12 protein-coding genes are annotated in these 17,084 nt (G+C 49.2%); 11 read left to right on the forward strand and 1 reads right to left on the reverse strand.

Features of this window, described 5'->3' with window-relative positions; all coding sequences use genetic code 11:
- Positions 1–143 precede the first annotated feature (143 nt).
- On the forward strand, positions 144–1,634 hold the full coding sequence (locus tag KZ483_RS10110; protein WP_220352530.1) for an alpha-N-arabinofuranosidase: 1,491 nt from the start codon (positions 144–146) through the stop codon (positions 1,632–1,634).
- 78 nt (positions 1,635–1,712) lie between these two features.
- Here the strand turns inward: KZ483_RS10110 and KZ483_RS10115 are convergent, their stop codons facing one another.
- Positions 1,713–2,627 (reverse strand): ArsR/SmtB family transcription factor, encoded by a 915-nt coding sequence (locus KZ483_RS10115; protein WP_220352531.1) that lies wholly within the window; start codon positions 2,625–2,627, stop codon positions 1,713–1,715.
- A 681-nt stretch (positions 2,628–3,308) separates the two neighbouring features.
- On the opposite strand from KZ483_RS10115, the gene KZ483_RS10120 reads away from it, so the two are divergent.
- The 10 genes from KZ483_RS10120 (at position 3,309) to KZ483_RS10165 (ending at position 17,012) form a co-directional block, all read left to right on the forward strand.
- Complete coding sequence (locus KZ483_RS10120) at positions 3,309–4,718, forward strand: ABC transporter substrate-binding protein (RefSeq protein WP_220352532.1); 1,410 nt, start codon at positions 3,309–3,311, stop codon at positions 4,716–4,718.
- Positions 4,719–4,800: 82 nt separating this feature from the next.
- Positions 4,801–7,797 carry an extracellular solute-binding protein gene (locus tag KZ483_RS10125; RefSeq protein ID WP_220352533.1) on the forward strand — a complete coding sequence of 999 codons (2,997 nt, stop codon included), beginning with the start codon at positions 4,801–4,803 and terminating at the stop codon, positions 7,795–7,797.
- Entirely contained in the window at positions 7,790–8,749 is a 960-nt protein-coding gene (locus tag KZ483_RS10130) for a carbohydrate ABC transporter permease (protein WP_220352534.1), read from the forward strand. The genes KZ483_RS10125 and KZ483_RS10130 overlap by 8 nt, the downstream gene beginning before the upstream one ends.
- A 3-nt stretch (positions 8,750–8,752) precedes the next feature.
- Positions 8,753–9,616, forward strand: a complete 864-nt coding sequence (locus tag KZ483_RS10135; protein ID WP_220352535.1) for a carbohydrate ABC transporter permease — start codon at positions 8,753–8,755, stop codon at positions 9,614–9,616.
- Between the two features lie 13 nt (positions 9,617–9,629).
- Positions 9,630–11,111 carry a hypothetical protein gene (locus tag KZ483_RS10140; RefSeq protein ID WP_220352536.1) on the forward strand — a complete coding sequence of 494 codons (1,482 nt, stop codon included), beginning with the start codon at positions 9,630–9,632 and terminating at the stop codon, positions 11,109–11,111.
- Entirely contained in the window at positions 11,108–11,722 is a 615-nt protein-coding gene (locus KZ483_RS10145; protein WP_220352537.1) for a Yip1 family protein, read from the forward strand. The genes KZ483_RS10140 and KZ483_RS10145 overlap by 4 nt, the downstream gene beginning before the upstream one ends.
- Before the next feature lie 9 nt (positions 11,723–11,731).
- A complete protein-coding gene (locus tag KZ483_RS10150) occupies positions 11,732–14,116 on the forward strand; it encodes a DUF5696 domain-containing protein (RefSeq protein ID WP_220352538.1) in 2,385 nt (794 codons plus the stop codon).
- A gap of 2 nt (positions 14,117–14,118) precedes the next feature.
- The gene (locus KZ483_RS10155) at positions 14,119–14,997 is read left to right on the forward strand and encodes a carbohydrate ABC transporter permease (protein ID WP_220352539.1); all 879 of its coding nucleotides are present in this window, start codon (positions 14,119–14,121) and stop codon (positions 14,995–14,997) included.
- Position 14,998: 1 nt separating this feature from the next.
- Positions 14,999–15,985: a carbohydrate ABC transporter permease gene (locus tag KZ483_RS10160; RefSeq protein WP_220352540.1), complete on the forward strand. Its 987-nt coding sequence runs from the start codon at positions 14,999–15,001 to the stop codon at positions 15,983–15,985.
- Positions 15,986–16,043: 58 nt separating this feature from the next.
- The gene (locus KZ483_RS10165) at positions 16,044–17,012 is read left to right on the forward strand and encodes a glycoside hydrolase family 43 protein (protein ID WP_258881630.1); all 969 of its coding nucleotides are present in this window, start codon (positions 16,044–16,046) and stop codon (positions 17,010–17,012) included.
- The last annotated feature ends 72 nt before the right edge of the window (positions 17,013–17,084 follow it).

The following is a 17,084-nucleotide window of genomic DNA, read 5'->3' on the forward strand; positions in this document are numbered from 1 at the left end:
TTTAGAGTCGGTGCTTCTTTTATGTTGGATTCTATTTTCCATAAAGTATTGACGGGTTGAATTGGAGCGCCTATTATTTAATATTAGTATTATGTATTGAATGAATCTATTAATTTCTAATCAGGAGAGCGAGGGCTTTAAGAATGGCAAATCGTGTTACGATTAATGCGGATATCGCAAAAGGGAAGATCAACCGCAACATTTACGGTCATTTCTCCGAACATTTGGGCCGCTGCATTTATGAAGGAATTTGGGTCGGAGAAGATTCACCTATCCCGAACACGAACGGCATCCGCAACGATGTGGTGGACGCGCTTAAAAAAATTAAAATTCCGGTTCTCAGATGGCCGGGCGGCTGCTTCGCCGATGAATATCATTGGAAGGACGGAGTCGGACCGAGGGAAGAACGAAAGCGGATGATCAACACGCATTGGGGCGGCGTCGTTGAAAATAATCATTTCGGTACGCATGAGTTTCTGATGCTCTGCGAAATGCTTGAGTGTGAGCCTTACATTTCCGGTAATGTCGGCAGCGGTACTGTGCAGGAGATGTCGGAATGGGTCGAATATATGACATTTGACGGCGTTTCCCCAATGGCCGAATGGCGGCAAAAGAACGGTCGCGAAAAGCCGTGGAGCGTTAAATATTTTGGCGTCGGCAATGAAAACTGGGGCTGCGGAGGCAACATGCGTCCGGAGTATTATGCGGATCTGTACCGGCGCTTTCAGACTTACGTACGCAATTACGGTGATAACCGGATTCATAAGATCGCATGCGGACCGAACGTCGACGATTACGGGTGGATGGAAACGGTAATGCGTGAAGCGCACAGGTTTATGGATTCCATCAGCCTGCATTATTATACCATTCCCGGCGACTGGTCGAATAAAGGCTCTTCTACCGATTTTACCGACAACGAATGGTTTGGGACATTGAAGAAGGCTCTATGGATGGATGAACTGATTTCGAAGCATTCGACGATTATGGACAAGTACGATCCGAACAAAAGGGTTGGTCTTATCGTGGATGAATGGGGAACGTGGTTCGATGCGGAGCCGGGCACCAATCCCGGGTTTTTGTATCAGCAGAACACGATCCGCGATGCTCTGGTAGCGGGAATTACGCTTAATATTTTCCATCAGCATTGCGACCGTGTTCAAATGGCGAACATTGCGCAAGTCATTAATGTGCTGCAGTCCGTCATCCTGACCGAAGGGGAGAAAATGATTCTTACGCCAACTTATCATGTGTTCGACATGTATAAGGTGCATCAGGATGCTGAACTTCTCAGTACGGATTGGGTCGTCGCCGATTATGAGCACGACGGGAACCGGATTCCACAGGTTTCTGTGTCCGCATCCAAGGATAGCGAAGGCAGGATTCATATCAGCCTGTGTAATTTGAGCCATGAGTCCGGAGCGGACGTTCAAATCGATCTGCGCGGACTGGCCGGACAGAAAACGACAGTTACAGGGACGGAGCTGTCTTCTCAAGCGACGAATGCCCATAATACTTTTGAACGGCCTGACGCCGTCAGCCCGTCTGAGTTCAAAGCGTTTTCACTAGAAGGCTCAAGCATCCGCGCGCAGCTTTCACCGATGTCCGTTACCGTGCTTGAGGTAATTGCGGGATAATTGAATTAATATCGAACAAGAAGGGCGTTCCGCTTGCATATCGTCTGCATGCGGAACGCCCTATTCAGTTAAGACGGCTTATTTTTCCGCCTTCGTGTAATACAGCTTGAATACGAGATCCTGATTGTAGTTGCCGAAGCCGGAGCCGAATAAGGTGACTCCGCCAACATGCTCGGCATCGTCAAGTACCGAGATCCGGAAGGTCCACTGGCTGTTACGAATATCAATCTGATCGAGCGTTACCTCGGAGATTTTCAAACCATCCATAAACGTGCCGTCTTTTCTGATAATCAACCGTTTCAATAGACCATACTGGTTCACGTCGTCCAGCCACCATGCAGGGTTCAGCCTGCCTTTCCCCCCGAAATCGCCTGGGCTTGTCCACATGCCGATATTGATGTCGTTAAAGAAGAAGGTTATGTCGGATGGCCAGTTGTTGTTCGTATTCGGGGCTTCCGATGAGATTTCCATTGAAATCTCGAGCTCTTCCGGTATTTCGCTCGTCATTATAAAGTTGGGGAGTTTGTACTCGACAAAGCCTTCGCCGAACCAAAGGATTTTTGCATCCAGCCTCTCCGGAGAGAGAAAGTACCGGGGGTCGTCAAAAATGCCGATAATTTTCTCGCGGGTGCAAATTCCGCATGTTGGTTTGATGAGCAGATCCGTAAAGTGGCCGATCGATACATCGGTTCTCCTGAGCTCGCGTTGAACATGATCCTTTATCGGAAATGCGATCTCCAGATGATCGATATTAAGCGAGCACACCTTTTGCGCGGCCCCGCCTTTGCCCGGCGTCATCTCTGATCGGATAATGTCGGCCTTCTCAAGCTTCTTAACGTGCATGGTCATGATAGCGCTGCTTAGATTCAATGCTTCGGCCAGCTCCCGGATATTCATGGATTTCTGTGAAAGCAGATGGATGATCTGTATTCGAACGTTGCTGGACAGCGCTTCGAATACGGCCAGGTTGTCTATGCTCAAATCGATTTTCAAACAGATTCCTCCGTATAAATTTATTAACAATAATGTTATTAATAAAAACGTTTATAACAGTAATATACATGATTTAATAGAACACCACAAGAACCATAGTGTCAAGAAAGGAATAGTGATTCATGTTTTTATTGACAATTAGGCACTTAAAGGGTAGCGTAAGTGTTAATGATTCATATATAAGTTAAACTTTAACTATTACCGTAACTAACAATTTGAAAGGGCTTACATGAAGGTGAGGATCACGGGATCCACGCGGCGGATTATCGGGGGCACCTTGTTAATGAAACCGATTTCAAGAAAGCGACATCAGTCGACAGCTATTTGAATATCCCTATAATTTGGGGCTTAGGAGCTATTTCTTCTTTACCAAAACAAGGAAAGAAGGAGAAGCAGTACGGATCGATATAAAAAAAATAGATTGAGTATAAAACTGGTTATTGACGAATTGAAGCGTTGTCATTATTATTAACACATAAATAAATTAATTAATATAAATGGTACTTACGTTTTATCTGTTGATCGCGCAGTGAATCGAGACAATTTTTAAATCGTTTGTGGAAGCGTATTCATTACATGATAACCCATGTAGTGAATGAGGTAAAGGAGGTGGGCTATGAAGATTTAATCAGCAGCATTCTCAAGACTTGCGAAATGAACAGACAATATAGGAGGGTTAACATGAAAAAACCGTTAAGCATTACAATTACGCTTCTTCTCGCATTAGTTTTGGTTATTTCCGGCTGTGCAAGCGGAAGCGGCAGCAAAACTGCGAATACGCCTGAGGCTGATAAACCGGCGAATGCGGCAGAAACGACCGAAAATAAAACCGAAGGAAATTCCCCGGCAAACGCTCCGGTTGAGGACGCAAAAGTTGAATTTGCAGCCAGCAATGCTACCGGTGAAGTTACCATATGGACGTTCGTATCGCAGCTTAAAGAAGTCGGCGATGAGTTCAATAAACAATTTCCAAATATTAAAGTAAAAGTGGTTGATATGGGCTGGGCGGTGCATGATAAGCTCGCAACGACACTGGCAGCCGGCACAGGCGCTCCGGATCTTGCCATCATCGAACAGGGTCAGTTCCCGAGATATGTAACCGGCGGAGTCCTGGAGGATCTGCTTCAGCAGCCATACGATGCGGGAAGATTTCAAAATGATGTATCGGAATATAACTGGAACCGCTGGAAATCCGTTGACGGAACCAAACTGCTCGGTATGCCGTGGGACGTAACGCCTGGTGTGCTTTACTACCGCGCCGATATTTATGAGCAGCTTGGACTTCCAAGCGATCCGGAAGAATTGGGCGAATATTTGCAAGACCCCGAGAACGTGCTGACCGTAGCTCAGACGCTAAAAGCGGACGGTAAATACTTCATGGAGTGGGGAGACGGACCTGTACACTGGGGCGGCGACGCTATCGGCTATTTCGGCAATGATTTGAGCTGGCTACGCAATAATGAAAATCTTGCTCAGCTGCTCGATGTCACCAAACGCGGGGAGCAGCTCAAGTGGGCTCCTTATGAAGGCTGGGGCAGCGATAAAGGGAAACAAATGGTTAAGAAAGGCGAGCTGACAGGAACGGTCATCGGTTCGTGGGGAGCGCGCGAGCTCGAAAAAACGTTCCCTGACTTGAAAGGCAAATGGAGAGCGGCGAAAATGCCGTTCGGACTTGCAGTAGGTATGGGCGGATCCAGCTTCGTAATGCCGTCGCAAAGCAAAAACAAACAAGCAGCTTGGGCATTCATGGAATGGGCTACGAGATCGGAAGATGCCTGGAAAATTTGGACGAAATATTCGATCCAGCCGGGTTGGAAGAATATCCAGAACCTCGATTGGTATATCGGCCACAAGAATGAATACCTTGGCGGGCAAGAAGACTACAAGCTGTATCAGGAACTTGAAGCCAATATTCCGAGCAGAACATTGAATCCGCTTGACGGCAAAGCTTGGCCGATCTGGCTGGAAGGCGTGCAGAAAGCAATCAAGAAAAACCTTGACTCCAAAGCAATCCTCCAGGAAATCCAGGAAAATATCGAGAACAAGCTGAAGCCTGATATCGAAAAATTGAGAAAAGAGATGGCTAAATAAATATCCGTCATTTCAATTCGCCCCCTTCCAAGGGGGCGAATGATTATTCAAAGCCGGTAATTAAGATAGGGGGTACTTCCTCGTGCTAAGATTCATGCGCAAGTACACGGTAAGCATCATCGTTGTACTTGTTTTAACGATATCGCTGACGTTGTGGAACCAATCCAGGGGCTTCGACGATACGGTTATGGCCAGTATTCCCAAGTACAAGGATGTAGACATGAAATCGATTCTGGCTGACGATGACATCCAAAGCAAGCTCGAGCCTTCTTACTTCGATTATTATAAAGCGCATAACGATGAGGGTGTCAAAGATACCGAGGGATTTAAGCTTTCGGTCCGCTCCACTGATTATTCCGCAGTCAGCAAGACGGGAACGCGCATCGAATCAGGTCTTGAAGGCCAAGCAGGTTCAACTTTGGCATTAATTGACGAAGACAGCTGGGCAGACTATACCATCGAAGTTCCGCAGGACGGATACTACCAGATGGGAATGAGCTATTATACGTTGCCGGGCAAAAGGTCTTCCATCGTGAGAAGTGTGCAAATTGACGGCGAATATCCATTCTTTCAGGCTAAAAAGATCGAATTCGGGCGGATGTGGCGCGAGTCCGGCAAAACCTGGTTTGACAACCAGGGTAACGAATTCAATCCGAGCAGGAAGGAAGTTAACGGATGGCAATATAGAGATTTTCGGGATTCGGAAGGAAAGGTCGGCGAACCGTTTCGTTTCTTCATGACGAAAGGGAAGCATACTGTGCGGATTAATGTGATTCGCGAACCGGCAGCTATAGGCGAGCTGTCCGTATTTTCTCCAGTTCATCTGCCTTCCTATGCGGAAGTTGAAAAGGAGTACAAAGAGAAGGGCTACACGGAAGCCGCTGACAAAGTGATCAAAATTCAGGCGGAAACGGCGGCTCTGCGCTCGGACCCGACGCTTAAGCGGGTTGAAGACCGCGAGCCGATCACCGAGCCATTCAATAAAGACGCCTCGGCCCTTAACGCTTTCGGCGGTCCAGGCTGGCGCAACGGGGGTCAGTGGGCCCAGTGGGAGTTCGAGGTTCCGGAAAGCGGCCTATACCGGATCGGCATGCGTTTCGGACAGTGGTTCCTGAACGGCATTCCAGTTCAGCGGACGGTGATGATTGATGGAAAAATCCCGTTTAAAGAAATGAACGAAGTGCTGTTTCCTTACAAGCCGGAATGGCAAATTAAAAAACTGGGCGACGATAAGCCTTACTTATTTTATTTGGAAAAAGGCAAACATACCCTGCGCATGGAAGTACAGATCGGGTCGCTCGGACCGATTCTGGAATCGATAACGGATGCTGCGCATAAGATATCGCTGCTCAGCCGTGAAATTCTGCAAATTACCGGGACGAACCCGGATCCGAACGCGGATTGGAAGCTGGAGAAGAACATTACGAATCTGGTTCCGAGACTCCATGTTCTGGCGCAGGATTTGGACGGTGCGATCCATAAGCTGTATGACCTAGGAGTTCCCAAAGGCAGCTCCGAAGTGAGCTCGCTGTATGAAGGGCGCGACAAAATATTAAGCATGGCAGCGGACACGACGACTATTCCCGCCAGAATGACGTCGTTGACCGATCTTCAATCGGCTCTAGGTATATGGGTCAACGGTTTAAGCAAGCAGAGTTTAGTGCTTGATTATTTGATCATCCAGTCCTCTGAGCAATCGTGGCCCCCTGCTCATGCGCCTTGGTATGTGAGGGCGGGGACAAGTCTCTATGATCTGGCGCATTCCTTCACGAAGAACTACAGCGGTGTCGGGAACGTCTATGCCGATGAAGAGGTTCTCGATGTTTGGGTTGCCCGTGGAAGAGACTGGGTTGACATCATCAAACAGATGATCGATGAAGATTTTACTCCTGAAACGGGAATTAAAGTTAATGTGAATGTCGTTCCTGCGGGACAAATGCAGACATTGCTGCTTGCCAATACGGCGGGACTGGCTCCGGATGCCGCACTTGGTGTGGAAGGCGAAGTGCCGATCGATTTCGCGGTACGGAACGCGCTTGTAAACTTGAAGAATTTCCCTGATTACCAAGAGGTTGCCGATCGGTTCAGGCCGGGAGCACTTATCCCGTACAAGTATAACGGCGGCGATTATGCTCTGCCGGAGAATCAGAACTTCTACATGCTTTTCTACCGGAAAGATATTATGGAACAGCTTGGGATCACGGAGGATAAAATTCCTCAGACGTGGCAGGATGTTATGGATTTGATTCCGCTGCTGCAGCAGAACGGAATGGATTTCTATTACCCGCACGCGCCCAATAATCCGAATATGGCGATCAATGAATTCGCTCCCTTCCTGTTCCAGCAAGGCGGCAGCTTTTACAAGGGAAATGGGAAGCTGTCCGACCTGGATTCGCCTGAATCGATGGAAGCGATGAAAATGTGGACCGGATTATTTACAAACTATAAAATCCAGAAGCAAGCCGATTTCTACAACCGGTTCCGCTCGGGAGAGATGCCGATCGGCGTGGCGGATTATTCGACCTATATTTTGCTGTCAACCGCAGCTCCCGAATTAACCGGATGGTGGGGAATGCAGCCAATGCCGGGTATCAAGCAGTCCGACGGGCAAATCAACCGTTCCACAGGCGGGCTTGCTCAAACGGGGATTATTTTCAAGAGCTCCAAGAAGCAGGATCAAGCGTGGAAGTTTCTGAAATGGTGGACCAGCGCCGATTCTCAGGAAAGGTTCGGTTCCGAGCTGGAGTCGCTTCTGGGCGTGGAAGCGCGTTGGAACACCGCAAACATCGAAGCGCTCAAACGATTGCCTTGGAATAAATCCGATCTTGATGCGATTATGAAGCAATGGGAGTGGTTCCAAGAGCGTGAGGTCGTGCTCGGGGGCTATTATACGACGCGATATATCGCCAATATGTGGAACGAAATCGTCCTGAACGGAAAAATTCCGCGTGAAGCTGTCGAGAGCGGTGTCAAGGAAATCGACAAGGAGCTTCGCAAGAAGCGGGAAGAATTCGGATTGGATGAAAAAACGACGGCAAACAATCAAGAGGGTAAAAAGGAGGTGGCAAGCGATGAGTGACCATAGCAGCGCAGTTGTTGTGAAGCAGCAGCCGGCACGTGCTCTCGAAGTGGGGAAAATGGCCAAGCTGTGGATCGACATCAAACGGAACAGGGTTTCCTACTACTTCCTTGCCCCGTTCCTCATCTTGTTCACGTTGTTTACGATTATACCGATACTCACTTCGGTCGCGCTTAGCTTCACCTACTACAACATTCTTGAGGCGCCGCGGTTTATCGGTTTGTCGAACTACAAATTATTGTTCGTCGACGACGACATCTTTCTTAAGGCGATCGGCATTACGCTGAAATTCGCGTTTATCACCGGTCCCCTCGGCTATGTGCTTGCTTTTCTGCTCGCATGGCTGATCAGCCAGATTCCGGTTAAATACCGGTTTTTCTATACGCTTTGCTTCTATACGCCTTCGATAACAAGTGCCGTAGCGATGTCAGTCGTGTGGTTGTATCTGTTCGCGGGGGACCGCAAAGGGCTGCTCAATCATTATTTGATGAAGCTCGGCATTCTGGATGAACCGTACTTGTTTTTGCAAAACATTCATTCGATCGTGCCGGTCATCATTATTGTATCGCTCTGGATGAGCATGGGCGTCGGTTTTCTCGCCTTCCTTGCCGGACTGCAGAATGTGCCCAAAGACCTGTACGAAGCCGGTTCGATAGACGGGATCAAATACCGCTGGCAGCAGCTGATATTCATCACCATCCCTTCCGTAAAGCCGCAGCTGCTGTTCGGCGCGGTTATGCAGGTCGTCTTCTCGCTGCAGGTGTTTGACGTCAGCGTGCAGCTGGTCGGCTTGCCAAGTCCGCTGTACGCCGGTCATACGATTCTCGCCCATCTTTTCGATTACGCCTTTATCCGGTTCGAAATGGGCTATGCTTCCGCGATCGCCGTCGTACTGTTTTGCCTTATGCTCGGATTGAACCGTCTTATTTTCAAATGGCTCGGGAGGGATTAACGGATGGCTGGCATGGTAAAAGGAAGAAGGGTAGATTGGGGAGACGTATCCCTGTACACGTTTTTGACGGTATTGGGACTTGTCATGCTTGCTCCTTTGGTCTACATGGCTTCGACCGCAATAAAGCCGGTAAGCGAGCTGTTTCTATTCCCGCCCCGTTTTTTTGTGGTCAATCCGACGCTCATTAACTTTCGCGATTTGCTGCTTATTACTGGAACGTCCTTTGTTCCGTTTTCGAGGTATATTTTCAACAGCGTCGTTGTAACACTCGGCATCGTGATCTTTGGGGTTCTGATTTCCGCGATGGCGGCTTATCCGCTTGCCAAGCACGAAATGCCCTTTAAGAAATGGATTTTCAGCATGGTGGTAACGGCTTTAATGTTCTCGCCGATGGTTCTGCAAATTCCGCAGTATTTGATTATCAGCAAGATCGGACTCATGAACACCTATTTTGCAATGATCCTGCCTTATCTGGCCGCTCCGATCGGCATGTTTCTGATGACGCAGTTTCTGAGGCAAATTCCGGATGCCCTGCTCGAAGCCGCCCGTATGGACGGGGCTTCGGAATGGAAAGTTTTCTTCACGGTGATCATGCCCATGTTGAAGCCGGCAATCTCGACTTTCGCCTTGTTCAGCTTCATTCAGGCGTGGAACGATCCCTATCCCGCGATGGTGTATACCACGCACGAGGATATGAAATCACTGCCGCTTGCGATTCAGACAATCAGCGGCGGCGCAGGGGTCATTGCACGGGTTGGCACATTGGCGGCAGCGAGCTTCCTGATGATCATTCCGACCATTATCGTATTTGTCATTACACAGCGGATGGTGCTGCAGACGATGGCCCACTCGGGACTGAAAGAGTAGGGGGTGAACCATTTTGAAGCGTTTTCTTATAAAGGCTAATGCCTCCGTATGCATGCTCGCTCTGCTCATGCTTCTTCTGCCGGCGCATACACGGGCCGAGATTCCTTATGAAGGGTATACCTGGAACAAACTTGGCCAGGACGTACGCTCCATTAACGGATACGTTTATGTCGATTCGATTGACGGTACGGATATGCCGACCGGGACGTTCAACACGCCCGAAGATATATTCATCGCGGATGACGATACCCTATACCTTGTGGATACCGGGAACAGCCGTGTCATTCATATGGACAGCAGGACGCATAAAGTGATCGATGTCATCGGCGCAGACGAGGGCCCGGGCATGCTCTCGGAGCCGAAAGGCGTATACGTCAAGAAAGACGGCACCGTCTACGTTGCGGACACAAAGAATCAACGCATCGCCATATTCGATAAGACCGGAAAATTTGTAAGGGAATTGAAGGCGCCAAGCAGCCCGCTTCTCGGCAAGGACTTTCAATACTCCCCGTCCAAAGTAATACTGGACAAGCGTGATTATATGTTTGTCGTGAGCGACGGGAACACGCAGGGGCTTATGCAAATCAACCAGAAGGGCGAGTTTAAAGGCTTTTACGGAGCCAACCATGTCGAATTCAGCTGGAATCGGTTATTTGTGAAGCTCGTCGCCACTGATGAGCAGAAGCAGCAGTTATCCGCCGTCAAAGCTCTGGCTTTCTCGAATATGGACCAGGATCAGGACGGCTTTGTTTATACGACGACGCTCGGAGTGAACGACAATCAGATTAAACGATTGTCGCCCGTAGGCGTGGATACACTTCCCGGAAGCAAAAATTACGGCGACAGGTTTGATATCGGACCTTTTGAAACAACCCAATTTGTCGATGTTACCGTCAACAAAGACGGTCTGATCAGCGCGCTCGATTTGCAGACAAGCAAAGTGTTCCAATACGATAAGCTGGGCAATTTGCTGTTCGCTTTCGGCGGCAACGGAGATCAGGACGGTTTGTTCACAACGCCTGCCAGTATCGATCAAACCTCAGACGGCATGTTGTATGTCGTGGATAAAGGGCGCAACCGGATCGACCGCTTTCGTACGACGCCTTTTGCCGATCTGGTTCACCAAGCTTCCAACCTGTACGTCGACGGAAGGTACGCGGAGGCGGAATCGCTGTGGAAGGAAGTCCTTGATATGAATGCCAATTTCGATATGGCCTATCTTGCAATCGGCAAATCGTTATATAAGTCGGACCGTTATCAAGAGGCAATGGAGTACTTCAGTCTGGCCCGTTCCAAAAACGATTATTCGGACGCGTTCCGCGAATACCGGAAGCAGTACGCAAGGGATCACTTCGCCCAAATCTTGGGCGGCATTATTCTTCTGATACTGATCTTCAGATTCTTGCTTCCATGGAGTATCCGGCTGGCCAAGCGAAAGCTATGGGAACCGAGATTCGGTAAACCGCCCGTTGTAAGGGGAGGGGAGCTAAAATGAATACGATTCGCATGATGAAGCAGGTTCTCGCCCATCCCTATGATTTTTACCACGACATTCAAGAGCCGGGACGGCTCAAGTGGTCTCAGGGAATTGTTCTGATCCTTCTCGTCTATGCCGCAAGAATGCTCTCCATACTTGCGACCAGCTATACGTTTCAGACGCGAGAGCCGTATGAAATTTCTTATATCCATGAGTTCATATGGATCGTCGTGCCGTGGCTGACCTGGTGCATCTCCAATTGGGGAGTCAGCGCGATCATGGACGGCGAAGGGAAATTTAAAGAGGTATTTATCGGCAGCGTATTCGCAATGGTACCTTATATGCTGTTCATCGTTCCGATCGCACTGCTGACGAATCTTCTTTCGTTCAGCGAGCAATCCCTATACAGCTCCCTGACGATGTTAACCTTCTGCTGGATGGGATGGCTTCTGATCGTGAAGGTGAAAATCATTCATGACTTTGAACTCGGCAAGTTGATCTGGATAACGCTCATCAGCCTTCTCGGCATGGCGATCATATGGTTTATCGGCATCCTCATGTACGGACTGATTAATCAGCTGATCAATTTTGTTGTTGACCTGATTAAAGAAATGAAATTCCGCATGTAGGAGGTAAGCATGAAAAAGAAGCACAAAGTAATCGGTACACTGAGCATTGTTATCATGCTGGCATTCAGTGTCGTCTACCCTTATATCGGACGTGCGGAGGAGAAGACCGATCAGGCCGGACAGCAGCAGAATGACCAGAACAAAGACACGGACTCAGCGGCTGCCCAATCGGCGGAACCAGCCGGAACGAAGGATGCGGAACCGGCCGGAACGAAGGATGCGGAAGCGACGCAGAGCGGTAACGCTGCGGGCACGAGTCTGACTTTGCAGCCACGAAGCTCTCTATATCCGGTGACGGCGACGACTAAGGTCGCCGAGAACAACCAATTTGTGTTGTACCTGGACCCTAAGACAGCCAATATCAGGGTGGTTAATAAGCAAACCCATAAAGAATGGCTCGGCGCGCCGCAAGTAGACCGGAAAACGCTGCCGAACAACAAAAAATTTCTCGACTCTCCGGTTCACATCAAATATACGGAAGGATCGGATATTACCCAGACGTACACCTTGAAAAAAGAAGTCGGGACGAAATTGACTATCGAGAATATCGATCAAGGCGCACGGGTCCAGTTCGACCTGACCGGTCTGAAGATGTCCTTCGCGGTCGAGTATCGACTGACTGATGACGGAGTGGAAACAACGGTCCCTTACGATTCCATCAAAGAAACTGGAACGGCGAGACTGACCAGTCTTGAAGTGCTTCCTGCTTTCAACGCCGGAAAAGAGACCGATCAAGGGGCGCTCTTCGTCCCCGACGGGTCAGGCGCTCTGATGGTGTTTCGGAAGAACCACCCGAAATATTTCAGCGGTTATTCCGAACACGTATATGGTCCGGATCTGGCATTTAAAACCGAATCTTTCAATGATATCGACCCGTATTGGCGGCAGGAGAAGCCTCCGAAGGAATCTATCGCGCTTCCCGTGTTCGGGAGTTACCGGAACGGAACAGGATTTCTGGGCATCATCACGAAAGGCGACAAGGATGCGATCATTAACGGCATTCCGGCCGGTATTCGCAATATTGCCCTGTACCGGGCGTCGGCTGAGCTGGTGTACCGGAAATCGGATGTAATCTTTATCGGTTCGTCGGGCCAGATTCCATTGTTTCAAGGCAAGAATATAGCGGGCGACCGACAGATCCGTTATGTGCTGCTTGAGGACAAAGAGGCCGATTATGTCGGAATGGCCAAAGCTTACCGCGAGTATTTAATGAAGGAAAAGAACCTTAAACCGGTGAAGCAGGATGCGATGCCGCTGAATGTAAGGCTGCTTGGCGGACTTTTGCGGGATGAGATCATCGGAACGACCTTTATCGAGATGACGACCTTTGAACAGGCTCGCTCAATCATCGATCAATATGCCGGCATGGGGGTCAAAAACCTTGAACTGACGTTCACCGGTTGGTCGAAGGACGGATTGTACGGCAACCAGCCTGATCATTTTCCCGTCGAAAGGCAGCTTGGCGGTGCGAAAGGGCTCAAGGAACTGGTCAGTTACGCGAAGGAAAAAGGAGTATCCGTCTATCTGCAGGCTAATTATGTCAGACCTTTTGAGACCAGCGACGGTTATTCCAAGAGAAATGACGCCATCCGCGGGATCGACCGTGAAGTGATGGAAAGCTTTAATTCCTTTATTGCCAGCCGCTACAACAATCATAACGAAGTGTTTTACTTCATGAAGCCTGAACGCATGCTTGACAAGCATATCAAGAATGAGCTTGAAGACTTTGCGGATCTGGGGATTGCCGGCGTTTCATTGAAATATATGGGAGATACGGTTTATTCCGATCTGGATCCGGACAGTCCGGCGAGCCGGGAGCAAACCGCCGACACCTGGGTAAGCGCTCTTGATGCGTTTAAGGAAAAGGTGGGGAAAACGTCGGTTGATTACGGTTTTGCCTATACGCTTGGGCATGTTGACCGAATTGATAACGCCCCCATGGATTCGAGCCATTTTGTTTATACCGATCAGACGGTGCCATTCTACCAGCTTGTACTCCATGGGCTAGTCACTTACACTTCGAAGCCGACGAACTTGCGGGACGATTCGCGCAGAGAGTTTTTGCGGGCAGTCGAATATGGCGCCCTGCCGAGCTATGAATTGACCTACGAGCCGCCGAGCAAGCTGCAGCGTACGATAGAGGACCGGCTGTACAGTTCAAGCTCCAGCTATTGGCTGAACCCGTCGACCGAGGAGTACAGTGAATTTGCGAAGCTGTATGAACAGGTCGGCGATCAGCAAATTATCAACCATGAACGGATAAGTGCGCACGTATACCGCACCACTTACGCCAACGGAATTCAAATCATCGTTAACTATGGGGATGCGGCCCAGTCGGTTGACGGTCAAACGGTCAAAGGTCTCGATTATACCGTATCAGGGGGAGGAAGCTAGAGATGAAGAATCGGTTAAGAATGTCGATGAGAGCCAGGCACATCTTTGAGGGATACTCGTTTATCTCGATCTGGATTATCGGCTTCCTCCTGTTTATGGCAATCCCACTTGGGCGTTCGTTTTATTACTCGCTCCATGATTTGAAGCCTTCGAAAGACGGCATGATCTCGACCTATGTCGGGCTGACGCATTTTCGGGGCGCCTTTACAACGGATGTCAATTTCCTGCCGCTTCTGCAAACGACGATCGGTAAGATGCTCTCGCAGGTGCCGCTGATTCTGATCTTCGCCATGTTCAGTGCACTTCTGCTCAACCGCAAATCGTTCGGAAGGATTTTCTTCAGAGGGGTATTCTTTCTGCCGGTTATTATCGCCTCCGGGGCGATTCTGCGTAAGCTGCTGGAGCAGGGTGCCGCGAAGCTTCCAATCTTCTACCAGTATGATTTGTTCGGGAAGCTGGTTGTATTCATTCCCGCACAGATTCTCGAACCTCTGCTGCAGTATGCCGACTCGTTAACGCTTGTCATGTGGGATTCGGGCGTGCAAATTCTCATCTTCCTGGCCGGCCTGCAGACAATATCCCCACAGCTATATGAAGCGGCAAAGTGCGACGGAGCGACGAAATGGGAAAGCTTCTGGAAAATAACATTTCCGATGATCATGCCGATGATTTTCGTCAACACGCTTTACAGCATCGTCAACTCGTTCACCAAGGCAGACAACGATGTTATGAATCATATCTTGAACGTTGTGTTCCGCTCTAACGATTACGGTTATGGTTCGGCAATCGGGTGGGTATATTTCATCATTATTTTCATCCTGCTCGGGTTCGTCTTTCTGGCTTTCCGGAAAGGCCTGGCCGCAACGGAAGGGAGGCTGTAACATGAACTCGACTGGCGTTCAATCCTTACCCAAAGCGCAAACCGTAGATAAAGTAAAACAAGCTCATAAGTTCACCTATGTCAAACAGGGGAAGAATATTGCCGGGAACATTTTCTATTATCTGGTTTTATTCAGTCTTTCCTTCGTATTTCTTTACCCGCTGCTGTACATGATCTCGCAGTCGCTTATGAGAGTTCAGGATGTTGCCGACGCCACAGTGCAGTGGATACCGAAAACATTCAGCTTCAATAACTATGTCATTGCTTTCGGCGAGATTCATTATTGGCAGGGTTTCATTAACAGCGTTATCATTTCATTCGGAAGCGCTGTTCTGCAAATTCTAAGCTGCTCGCTCATCGGTTACGGGTTCGCCAGGTACCGGTTTCCCGGTCAAACGTTCTGGCTGGCTCTAGTCGTATTCACGTTTCTGGTGCCACCGCAGACGATCGTCGTGCCGCTTTATATCTTTTTCAGCGATTTAGGGTGGATCAATACGCATCTGCCGTTTGTTTTCCCGGCCCTCTTCGGCCACGGACTGAAAGGCGCCTTGTTTGTCCTTATCTTTATTCAGTTTTACCGCAGGCTGCCGGCTGTGCTTGAAGAGGCCGCCAGGATTGACGGGGCCGGAGCGTTTCGAACATATTGGATGATCATGTTTCCGCTCGCGAAACCGGCCATGCTCGTCGTATTCCTGTTCTCTGTCGTTTGGCACTGGAATGACTTGTTCGAACCGAATACCTATTTGATGGTGCCGGATTATTTTAACCTTGCTCAAAATATGTCCATCTTTAACGGTAATGCAAACGCGAATGTCAATCAAATGGCTCAATCGGTATCCGCAAGCGATGCGCTGGGAATGGCGCCGACCTTGCAGAATCAGGTTATGGCTGCGGTCTTGATGACGATTGCCCCTATTTTGATTTTGTACTTATTTATTCAGCGGCATTTTGTGGAGAGTGTTGAACGTGCAGGAATCGCGGGAGAATAACAAACGCGGGCGAATAACAGAAGTTAGTTTGAGTAAAGAATCATAAGGGGTATTACGCATGCAAACGAAAGAAGAGCAAATGAAGCAGCAATATATTAATCCGCTCATACCTCAGAGAGCGGACCCTTGGGTGTACAAGCATACGGACGGGTATTATTACTTCACCGCTTCGGTTCCAGAATATGACCTTATCGAGGTGAGAAGGTCCGCTACGATTCAGGGTCTGGGTACAGCGGAGACGGTTGTCGCCTGGAGAAAGCATGATGCAGGCCCGATGAGCGCGAATATTTGGGCGCCGGAGATCCATTATATCGATGACAAATGGTACATTTATTTCGCGGCTGCAAGATCCGATGAAGCGTTCAATCACCGGATGTATGTAATCGAGAATGAATCGGCAAATCCACTGGAAGGACAGTGGGTAGAGAAGGGCCAGATTGTAACGGGGTGGGAATCGTTCTCGCTGGATTCAACGACCTTTGAACACGAGGGTACCCGTTTTCTGGTTTGGGCTCAGAAGGACCCGGAGATTCCCGGCAACACCAACCTGTACATTGCTCCTATGAGCAATCCGTGGACGATACAAGGCCCGCAAAAGATGATCACAATGCCCGAGTACGAATGGGAAAAAATCGGCTACCTCGTTAATGAAGGTCCTGCGGTGGTCAAGCGTAATGGCCGAATATTCATCACCTACTCGGCAAGCGCTACCGATCATCATTACTGCATGGGGCTTCTTACGGCGTCCGACACGGACGACCTAATGGACCCATCTTCGTGGAGCAAATCGGCTGAGCCGGTTTTCGCTACTAGTGAGACGACTGGTCAATACGGCCCGGGGCATAACAGCTTCACCATTGCCGAGGACGGCTTGACGGACATCCTAATTTATCATGCGCGCAACTATAAGGAAATAACCGGAGATCCGCTTAACGATCCCAATCGTCATACCCGCGCCCAAAGCTTCGGGTGGAACAGCGACGGTACCCCAGATTTCGGCATCCCGGTTCCGGATGAGGAATCCTGATTACCTTTCCATGGAATACGAATGATACAAGTAAAAGCCTCCAGCTTCACTTTGACAGTGATTCTGGAGGCT

Source organism: Paenibacillus sp. sptzw28, assembly GCF_019550795.1.
GTDB lineage: Bacteria > Bacillota > Bacilli > Paenibacillales > Paenibacillaceae > Paenibacillus_Z.